This window comes from Paracrocinitomix mangrovi (assembly GCF_019740355.2).
Classification (GTDB): domain Bacteria; phylum Bacteroidota; class Bacteroidia; order Flavobacteriales_D; family Crocinitomicaceae; genus Paracrocinitomix; species Paracrocinitomix mangrovi.
The window spans coordinates 1939413-1958799 of sequence record NZ_CP091819.1 but is presented as its reverse complement, the minus strand read 5'-3'; the positions used below and the strand labels follow the sequence as shown (position 1 = coordinate 1958799).

General features: G+C 35.8%; 14 protein-coding genes. 5 read left to right on the top strand and 9 right to left on the bottom strand.

The annotated features are described in order from the left end of the window. The first annotated feature begins 83 nt into the window (after positions 1–83). The 3 genes from K6119_RS08795 to K6119_RS08785 all read left to right on the top strand — a co-directional run bounded on the left by K6119_RS08795 (position 84) and on the right by K6119_RS08785 (position 9953). Positions 84–1967, top strand: a complete 1884-nt coding sequence (locus tag K6119_RS08795) for a tetratricopeptide repeat-containing sensor histidine kinase (RefSeq protein ID WP_221838342.1) — start codon at positions 84–86, stop codon at positions 1965–1967. 3 nt (positions 1968–1970) lie between these two features. Continuing rightward, positions 1971–2699 (top strand): LytR/AlgR family response regulator transcription factor, encoded by a 729-nt coding sequence (locus K6119_RS08790; RefSeq protein ID WP_221838341.1) that lies wholly within the window; start codon positions 1971–1973, stop codon positions 2697–2699. A 96-nt stretch (positions 2700–2795) separates the two neighbouring features. Further along, positions 2796–9953, top strand: coding sequence for a T9SS type A sorting domain-containing protein (locus tag K6119_RS08785; RefSeq protein WP_221838338.1), 7158 nt, complete (start codon positions 2796–2798; stop codon positions 9951–9953). On the opposite strand, the gene K6119_RS08780 is transcribed toward K6119_RS08785, so the two are convergent. The 3 genes from K6119_RS08780 to K6119_RS08770 form a co-directional block, all read right to left on the bottom strand. Further along, a complete protein-coding gene (locus tag K6119_RS08780) occupies positions 9946–10824 on the bottom strand; it encodes a cation diffusion facilitator family transporter (protein WP_221838336.1) in 879 nt (292 codons plus the stop codon). The genes K6119_RS08785 and K6119_RS08780 overlap by 8 nt on opposite strands. 29 nt (positions 10825–10853) lie before the next feature. Then, on the bottom strand, positions 10854–11387 hold the full coding sequence (locus K6119_RS08775) for a hypothetical protein (RefSeq protein WP_221838334.1): 534 nt from the start codon (positions 11385–11387) through the stop codon (positions 10854–10856). 77 nt (positions 11388–11464) lie between these two features. Next, a complete protein-coding gene (locus tag K6119_RS08770) occupies positions 11465–12004 on the bottom strand; it encodes an HD domain-containing protein (RefSeq protein WP_221838333.1) in 540 nt (179 codons plus the stop codon). A gap of 210 nt (positions 12005–12214) precedes the next feature. Here K6119_RS08770 and K6119_RS08765 point away from each other — a divergent pair, with 210 nt between their 5' ends. Beyond that, complete coding sequence (locus tag K6119_RS08765; RefSeq protein ID WP_221838332.1) at positions 12215–12655, top strand: hypothetical protein; 441 nt, start codon at positions 12215–12217, stop codon at positions 12653–12655. A 41-nt stretch (positions 12656–12696) separates the two neighbouring features. Then, positions 12697–13542 carry a class I SAM-dependent methyltransferase gene (locus K6119_RS08760; protein WP_221838331.1) on the top strand — a complete coding sequence of 282 codons (846 nt, stop codon included), beginning with the start codon at positions 12697–12699 and terminating at the stop codon, positions 13540–13542. Here K6119_RS08760 and K6119_RS08755 read toward each other — a convergent pair. The 6 genes from K6119_RS08755 to K6119_RS08730 form a co-directional block, all read right to left on the bottom strand. Further along, positions 13539–14570, bottom strand: a complete 1032-nt coding sequence (locus K6119_RS08755) for a formylglycine-generating enzyme family protein (protein WP_221838330.1) — start codon at positions 14568–14570, stop codon at positions 13539–13541. The two genes, K6119_RS08760 and K6119_RS08755, sit on opposite strands and share 4 nt — an antisense overlap. 9 nt (positions 14571–14579) lie before the next feature. Beyond that, complete coding sequence (locus tag K6119_RS08750; protein WP_221838329.1) at positions 14580–15212, bottom strand: carbonic anhydrase; 633 nt, start codon at positions 15210–15212, stop codon at positions 14580–14582. A gap of 21 nt (positions 15213–15233) precedes the next feature. Next, the gene (gene sufD, locus K6119_RS08745) at positions 15234–16478 is read right to left on the bottom strand and encodes a Fe-S cluster assembly protein SufD (protein ID WP_221838328.1); all 1245 of its coding nucleotides are present in this window, start codon (positions 16476–16478) and stop codon (positions 15234–15236) included. A gap of 27 nt (positions 16479–16505) precedes the next feature. Continuing rightward, a complete protein-coding gene (gene sufC, locus K6119_RS08740; RefSeq protein WP_221838721.1) occupies positions 16506–17261 on the bottom strand; it encodes a Fe-S cluster assembly ATPase SufC in 756 nt (251 codons plus the stop codon). A gap of 84 nt (positions 17262–17345) precedes the next feature. Beyond that, positions 17346–18788 (bottom strand): Fe-S cluster assembly protein SufB, encoded by a 1443-nt coding sequence (gene sufB, locus K6119_RS08735; RefSeq protein WP_221838327.1) that lies wholly within the window; start codon positions 18786–18788, stop codon positions 17346–17348. 32 nt (positions 18789–18820) lie between these two features. Continuing rightward, the gene (locus K6119_RS08730) at positions 18821–19144 is read right to left on the bottom strand and encodes a HesB/IscA family protein (protein ID WP_221838326.1); all 324 of its coding nucleotides are present in this window, start codon (positions 19142–19144) and stop codon (positions 18821–18823) included. Between the last annotated feature and the right edge of the window lie 243 nt (positions 19145–19387).

Here is a 19387-nt window from a genome sequence, read left to right as displayed (position 1 = left end):
ACATGAAATAGAAAACTGGTTTAACTGCTTAATTATAAGATTAAAAAATTATCGGCTACATTTGGCTAAGGCGAAATGTTTGGATGTTTTTATTAAATCTCAATATTAAATCTGCATTAAAAGTTGTATTCATCATAGTTCAATTGATGTGGTACAACTTTTCGCGTGCGCAAGACACCAATAATGATGAACTAGTAAAAAGAGCTCAACTTTTTAATGAGCTATCAACCTTTCAACAGAACAAAAATTTATCCGGAATCAATAAGGTATATCTTGATTTGGCAGCTTCTTATCAAGCGTCAGATATCTCAGATTCTGCCATTTTTTACTATCGTGAAGTAATAGATTATCCTGAAAATCCTCCCTATGAAAATCAGCTGGAAGATAAGGCAATGGCCCATAATTATTTGGGTAATCTTTATAGAGCGAAGGGAGAGTATACTACAGCAGTAGATCAGTTTGAAAAGGGAATTGCCATTGCAGTGGACAATGAGTTTTATAAGAGAGAAGGTTCACTTTTAAATTCAATGGGAGGTTTGTATGTTGAGATTGGTGATTATCAAAAAGGTGTTGAATACGTTGAGTTAGCCTTGGATATTTTTACAACTCATTTCCCTGAAAGAGAGAATGACATCTGTCTTTTACTGGCAAATATTGGAAACATCTACATTGAAATAGGAGATTATCGAAAATCAATTTCCTATTTGCAAAAGGCAGATGAAATCAACTTGAAAATCAACAATGATTATTACACCGCTCTTATTTCAAGTGGTTTGGGATTGAGCTATTTAAAACAGCAGGATTATAATAAAGCACTAACTTATTTAGAGCTTGCACTTAGCAATGCAAAATCTAGTGGGGATTTACAATCTGAATTAGCTGTGATGGCTAATATCGGCCAACTATATTTGGAGACAGATAAGTTTGAAATGGCAGAAGAAATGCTGGATGAAGCTTATCAAAAGTCAAAAGAAGTTGACGATAAATACCTTCAAAAAGAATCATTGTTGTTACTTATTTCACTCTATCAAGAAACAGCTGATTTTGAAAAGGCCTTTTATTATCAAAAAGAATATTCTTCCTTAAAAGACAGCCTTGTTTCAAAAGACCTTTTAATTGATATTGCCAATGCCGAGTTGAAATATGAGAATGCCCAAAAAGAGAAAACCATTCTTGAGCTAAAAGTTAAGAATCAAAAACAGCAATTTGATTTGAATAGAAACCGTTACCTGATTATCATTGGTTTCACACTTCTAGCTTTAGTGATAGCAACTTTTATCTTGATTATTTTAAGAAACAGATTAAAGAATACAGCCAAAATTCATGAGTTTGAAAATAAGATGTTCAGATTACAAATTAGACCTCATTTTATTTTTAATGTGCTGGGAAGTATTCAAGGATACATGAATTTAAATCAGGGTAAAAAAGCCAGTGCTTATCTTTCCAAATTCGCCCGATTAATTAGGAATATTTTAGAGCAATCACGCAAAGATTTTATTTCACTTGACAAAGAAATTCAAAACTTAAAATATTACCTGGATCTGCAGCAGATGAGGTTTGAAGACAGATTTGAATTTGAATTCGCCTTGGATGAAGAAGTAGACGATCAAATTACGTTAATACCTCCTATGCTCATCCAACCAATAATTGAAAATGCCGTGGAGCATGGTTTTTCAAATTTGGATTATAAAGGAAAGTTGATCATCTCTTTTAAAGAGGTAGGTGATGATTTAATTGTTGAAGTACTGGATAATGGAAAGGGGTATGTTGATTCAAAAACCAAATATGATGCAGATTCGCCTAAAAAATCTTCCATTTCCACCCAATTAATAAAAGAACAGCTCCAGTTTTTTAGTGAAAAATATAAACGTGAGTTTTCAATAAAATTTGAATCCTACGGTGCCGAACCCAATAATACAGGAACTAAAGTTTCCATTAAAATGCCGTATCTTTCGCAAAATGCCTAACCCATGGAAACTGCTGTTGTAGTAGAAGATGAAGTCAATGTAAGAATTGGAATTGTATCCATGATTAAAGACTATTGCCCTGATGTTGATATTGTTGGGGAGGCTGGTTCTGTGGCAGAAGGTTTTGAAAAAATCACTCAACTTAATCCGGATATTGTGTTTCTTGACATCAACCTTCCGGACGGATCAGGTTTTGATTTATTGAAAAAAATTGTCCGCGATAATCTCAAGGTAATATTCATCACAGCTTATGGTGATCATGCCCTAAAAGCAATAAAATATTCAGCAGTTGATTATCTTCTAAAGCCTTTAATTCCTGAAGAATTGATTGAGGCTGTAGACAAGGCAACTAAGTTTGTGCGACACGATAAAGAGTTTTATGAGTTATCATCTTTATCTGAAAATCAAGGTCAAAATGCGCCCAATAAAATCGTAATTAAAACCAAAACAGAATCTTATTATTTGGATATTGGTTCAATTGTCTATTGCAAAGCAGATGGAAATTATGCCCATATAATCACCACAAATCAGAAGCCAATTATGGTGGCAAAAACACTCAAATTTTACGAGGAAGTGTTGGCAGATCACGGTTTTTTAAGGGTGCATCAAAGTTATCTTGTCAACTCCAAACATATTGTTGGGTTACAAGGTAATCTATTACAATTATCAAATAATGAATCTATTGAAATTTCACGCCGAAAAAGAGGCGTAATCCTTGATCTTTTTAAGTGATCTGACCAAATACTCACTTTGGTTTACCACATGCTAACTTAACTTTAAGAATTGATTAAAGCATTGTAAATTAGATATTAGCTGATTTGTGTAACCGTGAGTCTAAAACTAGCATATAGTAAAGTTCTGAAGGTATTGATATTCGCAAGCTGTTTTTTAGGGTTCACTAATAACAGCTTTGCGGATATCATTTTACAAGAATATTTTAGTGCCGGAAGTTTACCTGCCGGTTGGACAAATACAGCTATTCAGGGAGCAGCTACCTGGAGTTTTCAAAATGCACCCGCTTTCGGATCTGGAAGCGGTACTTTCTACACGGTTTTTGATGATGCATCTTTAGGATCAGGAGTTACACCAAACGAATCAGCATTATCTACTCCTTCCCTGGATTGTAGCGGAAGAACGGCGGTTTACATGAATTATCAGCATCACTGGTATGGTGTTGAATCTACTCATGGTTACATTGAGATTTCAACGGATGGAGGTACAGTTTGGACAACCATTATGGATTACGAAAAGGTGACTAGAGGTTCATTAGCTGCTCCACAAGATACAACCTTTGATATCTCAGGTTTGGCAGCTAATCAAGCAGATGTTAGAGTAAGATTCAGATATACAGATAATAGCCTGGCAGGTCAGTTTTGGTACATAGATGATGTTACCATTTACAGTGACCCTGATGTTGGACCTACAGATCTTATTACACCTGGTTATTTGGGTTGCTCAAGTTCATACGGAACTGCCGAAACAGTGACTGTGGAGATTACTAATCACGGTTTTTTTCCAGTTTCTAATGTTCCTATTACTGTCAATGTTACAGGTGGGATAACACAGACTTTAACCGGTACACTTGCCGGTCCAATTGCTCCGGGCGCTACTGCTAACTATACCTTTGCGGCTACGGTAGATATGAGTCTTGAAGCTGTCTATAATTTTGAGATTTATACCACTCTTCCGGGAGATGAATATCTGTTTAATGATACTTTATATACTTCCAGGCAACAAGTAATCAATACTTATCCATACAATATGGATTTTAATGGAACAGATGGTGGTTGGTTTGCTACCGGACAGTCACCACCTTACAATGGAGGTAGAAATTTTGAGTTGGGAACATTGCCATATCTCAATGGTCCACAAGGTCAGGGAGATTCATGGTATGTTGAAACAGTGGCATCTAATAATGGGACTTTTATTTGGGTAGAAAGTCCAATTTTTAATTTCAGTGGTTTGTCAAATCCTCAATTGTTTATTGACCTAAAGCACTCTTTACATAACTCAGATTATTTTCATGTTGAGTATTCATTAAACGGTGGAACTACTTGGACACAGTTAGGGAATGGTACAGAGCCAAATTGGTACAATGCAGCAAATTGGTGGAGAAATTCTTATGCAAATCCTGTAGATGAATGGACCACTTTTCAAAAGAGTTTATGTGTCTTAGCGGGTCAACCTTGTGTTAAATTTAGAGTTTATGGTCGTCCTTATTACAGTGCCCCAAACTACTCAAATTATCACCTTTTTGCCTTTGATAATATCCGAATCATTGATGGCCCGGATGTTGGAATTACGGCCTATGTAGATCCAGTGAACATTGGTTGCTTGTTTGCATCTGATCAGGTAGTAACAGTTGAGGTGTTTAATTACAGTTGTGCTCCTGTTTCCAATGTGCCTGTAACTTGTGAAATCACAGGCGCTATTACGCAAACCCTTACTGGAACAGTTCCGGGGCCTATCGCTTCTGAATCTTCGGTTTTATACACTTTCCCTGCCACCTTTGATATGACCCCGGTAGGTACTTACAATTTTGTCTCCTACACAAGTTTGGCCGGTGATGTCTATCTCAATAATGATACAATGTCCACCACAATTGATGTTACCAATTTACTGGTTGATGTTTTTCCATATTCAGAAGATTTTAACTCAGGAAATGGGTACTGGTTTGCAAGCGGAACAAACCCTCCACTCAATAATGGACGGGAATTTGTCTTAGGCAATGTTCCTTATTTAAATGGACCGCAAGGAAATGGGGATTCATGGTACGTGCAAACTACTCAATCAAATCAAGCTGATTTTATTTGGGTAGAAAGTCCAGTTTTTGATTTTACTGATTTGACTAATCCAACATTGTCAATGGATATCAAACATTCATTGCACAATTCAGATTATTTTCAAGTACAGTATAGTTTGGATGGTGGTGGAACGTGGACACAATTAGGCAACGGACCTGATCCTATGTGGTATACAACGGCCAATTGGTGGCAAAATACTTATTCTTCACCTCAAGATAGTTGGCTACATGTTGAGCAAGAGTTGTGTCAATTATCTGGTGAACCTTGCGTTAAATTTAGAGTTTACGGACGCCCGTATTACAGTGAGCCAAACTATACCGGATATCACTATTTTGCTTTTGACAATTTTGCAATTGATGCTGGTGAACCGGACGATATTATGCCAATTGAAATCATCATGTCTGATGCCGGTTCTTGTGGTGCATACAGTCCTGCAGAAACCATTACTGTTGTTATTGAGAATAAGACTTGCCGTCCATTGACAGATGTGCCTGTTGATTTGCAAATTGATGGAGGAGCAATTATCAGTGAGATCATGCCGGGTGTAATTCCTGCTTTTGGATTTTACTTTTATACTTTCACTGCAACTGCTGATTTAAGTGCGCCTGGAACGCACACAATTTCAGTTACTACTAATCTGGCAACTGATGGTACGCCTGCAAACGACAATTTAACGGAAATCAGATTTAGCAATGCCCCAATAAATGCCTTTCCTTATGCAGAAGATTTCAATGCCAACAATGGTGGTTGGGTTTCTAGAACTACAAACAACACTCGAATTTTTGATTTAGATACTTTAGATTATTTAAATGGACCTGAAGGCGAAGGACAGTCTTGGTTTGTAAGAACCACAGCTTCTAATAATGGAACATTTATTTGGGTAGAAAGCCCGATTTTTGATTTTACAGGACTAACCGATCCTCAGCTTTTTGTAGATCTTAAACACTCTCTGCATAATTCAGATTATTTCCATGTTGAGTATTCATTAAATGGGGGAACTACCTGGACACAATTGGGGGATGGAAGTGAACCTAACTGGTATAACACTACTAGTTGGTGGAGAAATTCTTATGCTAATCCTGTTGATCAATGGACAAAGCACCAAAAAAGCTTATGTGCATTGGCAGGTCAACCATGTGTGAAATTGAGATTTTATGGACGTCCATATTACAGTGCTCCTAACTATTCTAACTACCATTTATTTGCCTTTGATAATGTTGAAATTAAGGATGGTCCTGATGTAGGAGTTGTTGCTTACATTGATCCTGTTAATGTCGGATGTTTGTTTGCTTCTCAGCAAATTGTAACTGTTGAGGTGTACAACTATGGATGTTCTCCTATTTCAAATGTTCCGGTTACTGTTGAGGTTTCAGGTGCTGCAACAGCTACTTTAACGGGTACTGTTCCGGGTCCTATAGCTTCTGAAAGCTCTGTTACTTATTCCTTCCCTGGAACATTTGATATGACCAATATTGGAATCTATGATTTTGTTGGCTATACTTCTTATCCCGGAGATATTTATCAATTTAATGACACTCTTGTAGAAAGTATCAATGTCAATCAGCTTTTGGTGAATACATACCCTTATTTTGAAGATTTTAACTCGGGTCCTGCCTATTGGATACCGGGCGGAACTAATCCACCATTGAATAATGGTCGTGAGTTTGTATTGGGTAATATTCCATACTTAAACGGGCCACAAGGGAATGGTGATTCATGGTATGTGCAAACAACTTCATCTAACCAGGCAGACTTTATTTGGGTGGAAAGTCCGGTATTTAATTTTACCAATCTCACCAATCCAACATTGTCAATGGATATCAAACATTCATTGCACAACTCAGATTATTTCCAGGTGCAATACAGTACAAACGGTGGAACAACCTGGGCACAATTAGGAAACGGTCCTGATCCTGCATGGTACACTACAGCCAATTGGTGGCAAAATACTTATTCAGCACCTCAAGACAGTTGGTTGACTGTATCTCAAGAATTGTGTCAATTATCAGGTGAATCTTGTGTGAAATTCAGGGTGTATGGAAGACCATATTACAGTGAGCCAAATTATACAGGCTATCATTATTTTGGGTTTGATAATTTCCAAATTAGTGCTGGAGAGCCAGATGACATCATGCCAATTGAAATTATAATGGCGGATGCCGGAAGCTGTACTGCATTTGGTCCTGCAGAAACAATAACTGTTGTTTTAGAAAATAAAACTTGTAAGCCATTGTACAATGTGCCAATTGACTTGCAAATTGATGGGGGAGCGATTATTTCAGAAGTGGTTCCTGGTCCGGTTCCTGATTTTGGATTCTATTTCTATACATTCACGGCAACTGCTGATTTAAGTGCGGTAGGAACACATACAATATCTGTTACCACAAATCTTGCAACAGACGGTGTGCCATCAAATGATAACCTTGTGGAGACAAGGTTTAGCGGTACTGCTATTGCAACTTTCCCATATGTTGAAGATTTTAATGCCGGTAATGCAGGATGGGTTTCAAGCACACCGATCAATACTAGAATTTTTGATCTGGATACCCTAGATTATCTAAATGGTCCTGAAGGTATGGGGCAATCATGGTTTGTTAGAACAACAGCTTCAAACAACGGTTCGTTTATCTGGGTAGAAAGTCCGGTATTTGATTTCAGTGGTATGATCAATCCGCAATTAGCTGTAGATCTTAAACACTCACTTCATAATTCAGATTATTTCCATGTTGAATATTCATTAAATGGTGGAACTACTTGGACGCAATTAGGAAGTGGAGCAGATTTGAACTGGTACAATGGAACCAACTGGTGGCAAAATACTTATGCCAATCCTGTAGATACATGGACTACTTATCAAAAAAGTTTGTGTGACCTGGCCGGGCAAACATGTGTGAAATTCAGATTTTATGGTCGTCCGTATTACAGTGCCCCAAACTATGCTAATTACCATCTTTTTGCATTTGACAATGTACAGATTCTTGAAGGTGGTGGAGATGTCGGAATCACTGCTTACATTGAACCGGTAGACCAAGGATGTTTGTACAACGATACCCAGTATATTACTGTTACTGTATTTAACTGGGGATGCCAGGATATTTCAAATGTTCCTGTAACATGCAATATATCTGGAGTAATGAGTGCTACTTTTAATGAAGTAGTGCCAGGGCCAATTCCTGCAGATGGATCAGTGAATTATACCTTCTCTACACCAATTGATATGACACCTGTTGGAGTGTACAATTTTGAAACATACACCAACTTAGCGGGAGATATTTCAAACACAAATGATACGCTTACAACATCTATTAATGTTGATCAGGTGGTGATAAGTACCATCCCGTATTTTGAAGATTTTAACTCAGGTCCCGGATATTGGATCCCAACAGGGCAAGCTCCTCCAACTAATAACGGAAGAAATTTTGTACTGAATCCACTTCCTTATCTAAATGGACCTGAAGGTAAAGGTGATTCGTGGTATGTTGAGACAACAGTATCTAACCAAGGAACATTTATTTGGGTAGAAAGCCCCGTGTTTGATTTTACCGGAGTCAATAATCCAAAAATGCTGTTTGACATAAAACACTCATTACATAATTCAGATTATTTCCATGTTGAGTATTCTTTGAATGGAGGAACCACATGGACTCAATTAGGTACAAGTGCAGACCCTTATTGGTATAATACGGTGAACTGGTGGAGAAATAGTACTTCAAATCCGGTTGATGAATGGACAACAGTAGAGATTCCTTTGTGTGCTATGATCAATCAACCTTGCGTAAAATTCAGAGTTTATGGGCGTCCTTACTATAGTGAACCAACTTACACAGGGTACCACTATTTTGCCTTTGATGATTTTCATATTACTGATACTCCAATTGATGCAGAACTGCTATTTGTGTCAGGCTGTTATGGAAGTGAGTACAGTTTAGATGTGACCATTTTTAACAATGATAGATTGTGTCAAACCTCTACAGACATTAACTCAATTGATATCTCTTATCAAATTGATGGCGGAGGTGTTGTAACACAGACCTATACCGGATTAAATATTCCTTTTGGAGGAACCGAAATAATTACTATTCCTAATGTTACTGTTCCTACCAACGGAAGTTCAATTACAGTTTGGTGTCAAAACCCTAATGGTTTAACTGATCAAATTTGGGAAAATGATACCTTAACAGTGACATCAGCCAACTGGCCTAATTGTAATGATTATTGTTCAAATGCTACAAATGTTGGTTTAGGATCAACAACCATTTCACAAACGACCAATGCCACTACTTCACCGGGCATTGATCCTTTGTTTCCATGTGGAAATCCAACTTTAGAAAATACAGTTTGGTATTATTTTACAACAGATTCTTTAGGAGGATTAGTTGAGGTATGGTTTGAAAATACGATATGTTCTCCATCTACAAATGGAATTCAGGTTTCAATAAATCAATTGAGTGGTGTGGCGTGTGATACTGCAAATTACACCAATGTGTTTTGTTCAAATACTGGAACTACCAATGATATTTATTGGGGACCAAATATTTTGCCGGCAAATACTACTTACTACATTACTATTGATGGGTACGCCGGAAACGATTGTATTTTTGATTTAGTGATAACAGGAGCCGTAACGGTATTGCCAATTGAGCTGCATCAATTTAATGCCAGTTGTAATGGAGATGAAGTGGTGCTTCAATGGTCAACTTTATCGGAATCAAACAATGATTATTTTGAGATTCAAAGATCCTTTAATGGTGTTGAATTTGAAACCATTGGATACATGAATGGAAGTGGAAATTCAGTGACACAGCAATCTTATATTTTTAGAGATGGTCAAACTTTCTCAAGTACAGTTTACTATAGGTTAAAACAAGTAGATACAGATGGTAAGTATGAAATTTTGGATGTTATTTCATTGCAATGTGAAGGAGCAGAAGATGAAATAAGTATCTATCCAAATCCATCTATTAACGGTTCTACTTTGTCAATTAATGTGAAGCAAAAACAATCTTCAGTTATTGAAATTTTCAATGCAGAGAATAAGATGATTTCATCAATACCTGTAGATCTTCAAGTTGGAGGAAACAACTTCCATTTAAATGCTGATGGTTTTGAAAGGGGAGTTTATTTCGTAAAGATTAAACTTGAAAACGGAACTCAAATGAAAAGATGGGTTTTGATTAATTAAAGCTACAAGTCTCCTCATCTAACTCTAATTCTAAAGTAACATGTTTAAAATGATGTGGTTCAAGAATTTTCTTGAGTGATATTTTGACGTCTAAATATTGTTCGAATGAATCAATATTTTTCAATTTGATATGAGCAGTAAAAACATGTTTTTCTCCATCTAAAGACCACACATGTACATTGTGAAGAGAATGCACATTATCTACTTCCTGCAATTTGTGTTTGATCACTGCCGGATTCAAATTAGCCGGGGTTTTTTGAAGAAAAATGATCAGTGTTTCTCGTAATCTTTTGAAAACATTGTACAATATAAATAGGGTAATAAAAAGTGATAAAGCAGGATCTAAATACGGAATGTCTTTAAACTGTAATATGATAGAAGCAATTAAAATGGCTGTCCATCCCAATACATCTTCTATTAAATGCCAACTTACTACTTTCTCATTCATTGAAGAGCCCTTACTTAATTTCCAGGCTGCATAACCATTCACCACAACTCCAATAATGGCAAAAATCAACATTCCCGTTGCATTGGAGTGTTCTGGTTCAATAATTCTGCCAATGGCCTCACTTATTACATATACAGATCCTGCAATAAGAATTACACTGTTGATTAAGGCTCCTAAAAGCGAAAATCGCGCATAACCAAATGTGTATTCATCATCTGCTTGTTGTTTAGATTTTTTCTCTAAAAACCATGAAGTTCCAAGGCTAATGGAATCACCTAAATCATGGATAGCATCAGAAATTATTGCAATACTATTGACATAAATTCCGCCTATTATTTCAAAAACAGTGAATGCTAAATTGACGAAAAAAGCAATTTTGATGTTCTTAACAGAGTGGTGATGTGTATGATGATCGTGCCCCATTTCAGGACGAATTTAACCAATATTACACTTTAGTCCACACTTTCTAGTGTGATCCCTTCCTTCATTGTCATCAGAGCAATAAGCTTTTGCTTAAACTTATTTAGACGTTGAATAACCTTGTTTCTGGGGTATTTATTGCCTTCCCATTGCACTGTTACATTGTGCTTTTTGGTTTTGAAGAATACGGTAATGATTGGACGGTTCATCAACTTACCAAATTTCTTATTGAAGTAAGGCGGAATTTTACATCTGTCTACCCATGAATCAACAGTATCTATTTCACTTTCTGTCAAAACAAATGACTTGCTGATTAAAGGTTTTTTACCCTTAATTAAGTTACCTCTTTGATAACTGTATTCCTTTTTACTATTGGAAATTCTGATTAGCTGGATATCTATGGTTTTGAACTTGTTCAGTTTTTCCACGCCTAAATAAAAGCATAAATCAACATTTTCCAGATGTGAATCGGATAGGGGACTTTCTACTTCCTGACCCTCAAGTTTATTGTGTTGAAAACACATTACAGCTAGTAAGAGCAAGCTGCTAAAGCTCAATTTTGCCATTGTCTTTTACATTAACAAAATGTTAAGGCAAATGTCGACTATTTTTTAATTGGTTGATACAATTTATTATGAAAAAATTACTCCTTAATGTATTTACTGTATTCATTTATTTTTTTCTGCAAACGTGCAGATAAATAAACGTTTGATTCATTCAATTCATGAAGGATTAATGTAGCTTCTACCTGGTATTTGGTGATTTTTTCATTGCTCCATTCATTTGGTGGGGCTTGTAAATTGGTAATTCTATCTGCGAGCTTTACCAATCCAACTTCCTTATCCAATTGTTTAATTCTATTTAAACTATCAACTAATTGTTCGGATTTGGATTCAATAGTTTGGTTTTTAGTAAGTGCCTGAACACCATCAGCAACACCTTCACCAAAAATTTCTCTAATTTCTTCCCAGCTTGCATCTGTGTCTTCAATTGTGTCATGCAATATGGCCATTTCAACGGCAAAACCCAGATCAAAACAAGGATCCATTTTGTGAGCAATTATTACCTCCATAGTGACATTTGAAATATGAAGCAGATAATTGGCTTTTGTCCCAGGAACAGTTTGATGAGCGTGCTTTTCACCGGCATATCTCATGGCTTTTTGATAGAGTTCTTGAATCATAATTAAATCCTTTGACAATTTCTTGTTCAAGATAGTTAATTATGGCTGTTTGTCCTATTGATCCTGCTTAATTAAATAGACAAAATCACATTATATCGAATAAAAAAGTCCACTTATAGAATTAGTAAAAAAGTGTTAACGGTTCTATCTAACTTTACGTTATCAATTGTGATGAACTACTACAGATGTACTTGCTAAGTCAAGTATTGAATGAAAAAAATTATTGTGATGTTAAATTGGGTTAAACTAGCAGTAGTTAGCTTTTTATTACTCTTTGTAGTGGTGGGATGTTCTTCAAGTCGTCCCATCAAAAAGGCTAACCACAAATTAATGAAAGTGGCTAATGAGTATGAACTTGATGGTCAGGAAGAGTTTGTGATTGGCGAATTCCAATCATCTACCTATAAGGTTTATTTGGGCAATTTTGAAAAAACAGATTTAAAGATTTACGTTGTAAACAAAGAATCAAAAAAGGCTGCTCAACATTTTGTTCTGTTGCCTAACCATACGGCAACTGTTTTCGTTGCAGATTTTCAAATGGTAATTATTCAAAATCCTTCAAAAGAAACTGTCAAAGTTAAAATAGGCTATAATAAAGAGGTAGAAGGGTTCAGATATCAAAAGATAAAGGAATATCAAATGGGTGAGTAGCCTATAGATTCAAATTCTGTTAAACAATTACCTTTGTCCTCATGTCAAAACTGTTTTCTAGTCATTGGAAAGATTATGAATTGTTGGACGCCGGAGGAAGTAAGAAGCTTGAGCGTTGGGGTAAAATCATTACCATTAGGCCAGATAGAAATGCCTATTTTAAATCGGTTACTCCTTATTCAGATTGGTATCAACAAGCAGATTTTGAATTTATAGAGGAGTCAAATACCAAAGGAGAGTGGAAACAATTAAATCCTAATGCCAGCAAAAGTTGGGTTGTTTCCTATAAAGACTTAAAATTTCAATTGCATCTAACCAAGTTTAAACATTTGGGTTTATTTCCTGAACAACAAGCAAACTGGGATTACATTTCACAAAACCTTCAATCAGAAGACAGGTTTTTAAATTTGTTTGGTTATACAGGAGCCGCTTCTCTAGTGGCAAGAGAAAAGGGGGCAGATGTTTTTCATTGTGATTCAGTAAAGCAGATTATTAGTTGGGGAAGAGAAAATATGGAGCTTTCCAATTTGGACAATATTCATTGGGTGTTGGAAGATGCATTAAAATTTGCAAATAGAGAAGTTAAAAGAGGAAACCAATATAAGGGGATTGTAATGGATCCACCGGCTTTTGGAATCGGAGCTAAAAAAGAACGTTGGAAACTAGAAGATAAGTTTGAAGAGTTAATGTCACTTGCCTTAAAGCTGAGAGCAAAAAATGGTTTTATTATCATTAATACTTACTCTCCACGATTATTGGATGAAGATATCTATAGACATGCAGAACAATTGCTAAACAATGAAGAGATAGTTGTAGATACGCTTTGTTTGAAAACTACCACTGACAAAGTGATAGAGTACGGGCAAAGAACATTAATCATAGCTTAGTTGACATCTTTTGCACATCTGAATCCGGTATGTGATAAACCGGTTTCACCGGTAGATTTCATCCTTCTTGATACTCTATATCCGCTACAGTAGCTATCATTACATAAAAACGAACCACCCCTCATAACGTATTTATCAGCTCCCGGTTCAGCAGGATCAAAACAATGATTGGGTCCTAAAGGATTATCAGATTTATTGGATGCTATTTGCTCATAATAGTTGTAATGGTATTTGTCATTGCACCATTCCCAAACATTTCCTGCCATGTCATACAAACCATAGCCATTAGGTTCATATTGTTTAACTGGAGCAGTAAGGTAATATCCATCCAATTCTTCATTTAAGTAAGGGAACTGACCTTGCCAAAAGTTTGCTTTATTACTGGCATTAATTGCTGGTTCATTTCCCCATGGATAAATAGCATTTTCAATACCTCCCATTGCGGCCCATTCCCATTCTGCTTCTGTTGGGAGTCGTTTTCCCGCCCATTTAGCATAGGCCAAGGCATCTTCTCTTGAAATATGAACTACAGGATGATCCATTTTTCCTTCTATGTTGCTTTCCGGTCCTTGAGGATGTTTCCAGTTGGCGCCAATTGTCCATTTCCACCATAAACTTGGGTTGTTTAAGTCCACTGATGTTGTTGGTGGAGTAAATACAAGTGATCCTGCTACTAAAAGACTGTCCACAGGTTTGGGTGTTCCTTCAGGTAGGTCCAGTTTCATTTTATCCCAGTCAATGTTTTTTTCAGCAGTAGTGATGTAATTGGTAGCTTCAACAAATGCCTGAAATTGAGCATTGGTAACTTCTGATTCATCCATGTAAAATTCATCCACATGTACTTCATGTTGAGGTAATTCATCTGCATTCGCTTGTGCTGTTTTACCTCCCATCATGTATGTTCCGGCAGGGACGTAAACCATTCCGGGAATTGAATCGTGTTGACTTTCTGGATGGGAATAGTTCTCAGTGCCTGAATTACAGCTGAAAATTGAAAGTAGAAATAGTAAAAATGATAAGTATTTCATGAAGATTAACTAGTCTTGTTCCAGACGATAAATCTCCATAATTTTTGAAAGAATATCATTAAAATCGATCTTTAAATCAATCAATTTTCCTGATTCTAGATCAAATACCCAACCGTGAACAGTGATACCTCTTGTACGGTGAGCGTTTTGAACTACAGCCGTTTTAATTACGTTGATGCATTGTTCTTGAACATTTAACTCTACAAGTCTTTTGTATCTGGCATTATCATCAATGATTTTACCAAGTTCAATTGCATGCATTCTGTATACATCTCTTATATTTCTCAACCAGGGATTAAGTAAACCCATATCTGAGGATTGCATAGCTGCTTGCACACCACCGCAACCATAATGACCACAAACTACTATATCTTTTACTTCAAGATATTTTACGGCATATTCTATTACAGATTGGCAATTTAGGTCAGTACTTACAACCATGTTTGCCACATTTCTATGTACAAATGCTTCACCTGGTTCACATCCCATTAACTCTTCTGCAGTAACTCTACTGTCAGCACATCCTATATATAGCAAATTGGGGTTTTGACCTTTAGCTAGTTCAGTAAAATAATTAGCATCTACACTTAGTTTATCCTGGATCCACTTTTCGTTGTTCTCAAATACTTTTTTAATATCCATAGCTAAGTATAATATCTGGCTTTACATTTTCCAGTTGTGAACGTCTTCCAATTTTTGGTCAACTAGTTCGATAAATTTATCATTTTCTACGGCTTCTAATACTTCTCCTATAAAAGCCTGAACTAACATTCTTTTTGCAGTAGGTTTTGAAATCCCTCTACTTTGTAGATAAAATACAGCTTGTTCATCTAATTGTCCGGTTGTAGAACCATGTGAACATTTTACGTCATCTGCATAAATTTCCAATTCAGGTTTTGAATTGATAGTAGCCTTTTCAGATAAAAGGATGTTACCATTATTTTGGTATGCATTGATTTTTTGAGCGTCTTTTCTAACAATAACTCTACCATTGAAAACTCCGGTAGATTGATCTCCTAATACATACTTATAGTTTTCATTAGAAAAACAATTTGGTACTTGATGATCAACAAATGTATGATTGTCTATGTGTTGACTATCTTTAGTTATCACCGCTCCATTCATGTGAGTTTCGCAGTTTTCGCCCGCTACTTGAATGTTGATATTGTTTCTAACCAATAATCCACTTAAAGTGATGGTATTGATTTTAAAGTTCGAATTTTGATGCTGGAATATCTGTTCAGTTGAAATATGAAAATTTGTATTTTCCTCAACTTGTAGTTTGTTGATAGTTAAATGTGCATTTTCCTCCACCATTACTTCTGTAATTTGATTGGTAAAGCAATTTTCAGCATCAAGGCTAACAAAAGTTAATATGATCTCAGATTGTGAAGATTTTCCCGCGTGAATGTAAAGTCTGTTATTGGCAATTACATCTTTACCACGACTTACATAAATAATTTGAAGAGGTCCTTCATTGATTTTATTTTCTCCAATCCTAATGTTCGTTACCTTCTCTAGATATGCCGAATTGATATTGGTGAAAACATCATTTGGAACTCTTGAGTTGAAATCAGTATAATCTGTCATTCTATCAACCCCAAGAAAATCTATGTCAAAATCTAATTTGCTAAACTGACTAAGATCTTCGCGAATAAATCCATTCACTACAACCAAATAGTCATTAGAAATAATGTATTTGGTAAGATTTAGTCGGTCTGGATCTGCATCTTTAACAAAACTATTTTTGGTGAGTTTAGCCAAACGCGTGTATTTCCAATATTCATCTTTTGTAGTAGGAAAGTCTTGATTACCTAGTCTAACAAAAGCGTCTTTATGGAATTTATCCTCAGCTAAAGTTAAGTTTTGTGTAAATGCACTTATTTTTTCTGATATCTCAGCTATCATCTCTGTATTCTCCTTTATTGATGAATGTTATTGAACTGTTTCAATTAACCAATCATATCCTTTTTCCTCTAGTTCAAGCGCCAAAGATTTATCCCCTGTTTTAATGATCTTTCCATTGTATAAAACATGAACAAAATCAGGAACAATGTAATCCAATAATCGTTGGTAATGCGTGATAACAATGGTTGCGTTGTCAGGGCTTTTTAATTTATTAACTCCGGCAGCTACTATTCTCAAAGCATCAATGTCTAAACCTGAATCAGTTTCATCTAAAATGGCAACTTTAGGTTCTAACATGGCCATTTGAAAGATCTCGTTTCTTTTCTTTTCTCCTCCAGAAAACCCTTCATTAACAGATCTAGAAGCCAATTTAGCATCAAGTTCAACGTAAGCCGAACGTTCTTTTACCATGGCCATAAAATCTTTGGCAGACATGGCTTCTTCACCTTTGTATTCTCTAATTTCGTTGATCGCAGTTCTAAGAAAGTTTATGTTAGAAACACCCGGAATTTCAACAGGGTATTGAAATGCTAAAAACAAACCTTCTTTCGCTCTTTCATCAGGATCAAGTTCTAATAAATCTTTAGAATCCATTTCAATTGAACCTTCTGTAACTTCATAACCATCTTTACCTGCAATTACTGAAGCTAAAGTTGATTTTCCCGAACCATTTGGCCCCATGATCGCATGAATCTCTCCTGCTTTTACCTCAAGGTTTAGTCCCTTTAAAATTTCTTTTCCTTCTTCTTCAATTGAAGCATGAAGATTATTTATGTTCAACAAAGTTTTACTCATTTCTTTTACTTTATCCTAATTCTTATCTCGTCTTGAATCTAAATTCTTGTCTCTAGATTCTTGTCTCTCTATTTATCCAACACTATTTTCCAATGAAATAGCAAGCAATTTTTGCGCTTCCACAGCAAATTCCATTGGTAATTTGTTAAGTACATCTTTACAATATCCATTAACAATCATACTAATTGCTTTCTCTTCTGAAAGTCCTCTTTGCTGACAATAAAAAATTTGATCTTCCCCAATTTTTGAAGTAGTTGCCTCATGTTCTAATTTGGCAGTACTGTTTTTACATTCTATGTAAGGGAAAGTATGCGCTCCGCATTCATCAGTCATCAATAAACTATCACATTGTGTAAAGTTTCTGGCGTTATCTGCTTTAGCATGTATTTGCACTAAACCTCTATATGAATTATTGGATTTACCCGCAGATATTCCTTTTGAAATCACTGTGCTCTTGGTGTTTTTTCCAAGGTGAATCATTTTTGTTCCCGTATCAGCTTGCTGATAATTATTGGTAACTGCAACTGAATAAAATTCGCCAATTGAATTGTCGCCTTTTAAAACACATGAAGGATATTTCCAGGTAACAGCTGATCCTGTTTCTACTTGTGTCCAGGATATTTTAGAGTTGGTATGACACATTCCTCTTTTGGTAACAAAGTTGAATACTCCTCCTTTTCCGTCCTTATCTCCAGGATACCAGTTCTGTACAGTTGAATATTTTATCTCTGCGTTGTCCATTGCAATTAATTCAACAACTGCAGCATGTAATTGATTTTCGTCTCTTTGAGGTGCAGTACATCCTTCTAAGTATGAACAATAACTGCCTTCATCAGCTACTACTAATGTTCTTTCAAATTGTCCTGTTCCAGATTCGTTAATTCTGAAATATGTAGATAATTCCATTGGACATCTCACTCCTTTTGGGATATAACAGAATGATCCATCTGAAAATACGGCCGAGTTGAGGGCAGCATAAAAATTATCCGTACTTGGAACTACCGTACCTAAATATTTCTTAACTAAATCAGGATGATTTTTAACGGCTTCACTAAATGAACAAAAGATAACTCCAAGTTCACCTAATTTCTCTTTAAATGAAGTTGCAACAGAAACAGAATCCATCACAAAGTCAACTGCCACTCCAGTCAATTTTTTTTGTTCATCCAATGAAATACCCAATTTGTCCATTGTCGCTTTCATTTCCGGATCAACGTCCTCCCAATTCTCGTACTTCTTTTTAGGAGCTGAGAAGTAAGAGATATTTTGAAAATTTGGTTTTTCGTAGGTAACATGAGCCCAATCCGGCTCTGTCATTTCTTTCCAAATTTTAAAGGCATTTAATCGGTATTCAAGAAGCCATTCAGGTTCTTCTTTCTTAGCCGAAATCATTCTGATCACCTCTTCGTTTAGACCAATAGGGAATTTTTCCGATTCAATATTGGAGGTAAAACCGAATTCATATTCTTTCTGCTTCAGTTCCTCTTTTAATTCGTCTTCAGTATATCCAGCCATTCTTTAAATTTCTTGTGTGTATCAAAATATTATTAAAGCGAAAAAGATTCACCACAACCGCAAGTTCTGGCAGCATTTGGATTTGAAAAAACAAAACCTTTACCATTTAATCCTCCACTGTAATCTAATGTTGTTCCTACTAGATAAAGAACACTTTTCTTGTCAACAACTACTTTGATTCCGTTATCCATAAACTCTTTATCGTCTTCATTCATTTGATCATCAAACTTCAATTGATACATCAAACCAGAGCATCCTCCTCCTTCAACACCAACGCGAATAAAGAATCCATCCTTCTGTTCCTCAGCCATCATGCGTAAGGCCGTATCTTTGGCCATATCTGTTACTTTGATCATAATATTTTATTTAGATTCTTTATAAATAACCCAACGGAAGTGCAAAAATACCCTTTTTAAGGTATTGCTTTTGACTTTCGTAATTTAATTTTCATTGTATTTGACGCAAAATCATGTCAATACTAACAAAATCAACACTTTATACAAAGATAGTTATTTAGAATGATTCTAAACAGGCTTTTTCAGAATGAATGATTGAATAATTATAGAGGCCAAAACAAAATCAAGTTTAATTTTGTTTAC

Coding starts and splice junctions, on each gene's coding strand:
- K6119_RS08780 (WP_221838336.1), bottom strand. CDS start 10,824: ATGGGGCACGATCATCATACACATCACCACTCTGTTAAGAACATCAAA.
- K6119_RS08750 (WP_221838329.1), bottom strand. CDS start 15,212: ATGGATATTAAAAAAGTATTTGAGAACAACGAAAAGTGGATCCAGGAT.
- sufD (WP_221838328.1), bottom strand. CDS start 16,478: ATGATAGCTGAGATATCAGAAAAAATAAGTGCATTTACACAAAACTTA.
- K6119_RS08770 (WP_221838333.1), bottom strand. CDS start 12,004: ATGATTCAAGAACTCTATCAAAAAGCCATGAGATATGCCGGTGAAAAG.
- K6119_RS08730 (WP_221838326.1), bottom strand. CDS start 19,144: ATGATCAAAGTAACAGATATGGCCAAAGATACGGCCTTACGCATGATG.
- K6119_RS08765 (WP_221838332.1), top strand. CDS start 12,215: ATGAAAAAAATTATTGTGATGTTAAATTGGGTTAAACTAGCAGTAGTT.
- K6119_RS08760 (WP_221838331.1), top strand. CDS start 12,697: ATGTCAAAACTGTTTTCTAGTCATTGGAAAGATTATGAATTGTTGGAC.
- K6119_RS08755 (WP_221838330.1), bottom strand. CDS start 14,570: ATGAAATACTTATCATTTTTACTATTTCTACTTTCAATTTTCAGCTGT.
- K6119_RS08775 (WP_221838334.1), bottom strand. CDS start 11,387: ATGGCAAAATTGAGCTTTAGCAGCTTGCTCTTACTAGCTGTAATGTGT.
- K6119_RS08795 (WP_221838342.1), top strand. CDS start 84: ATGTTTTTATTAAATCTCAATATTAAATCTGCATTAAAAGTTGTATTC.
- sufB (WP_221838327.1), bottom strand. CDS start 18,788: ATGGCTGGATATACTGAAGACGAATTAAAAGAGGAACTGAAGCAGAAA.
- K6119_RS08790 (WP_221838341.1), top strand. CDS start 1,971: ATGGAAACTGCTGTTGTAGTAGAAGATGAAGTCAATGTAAGAATTGGA.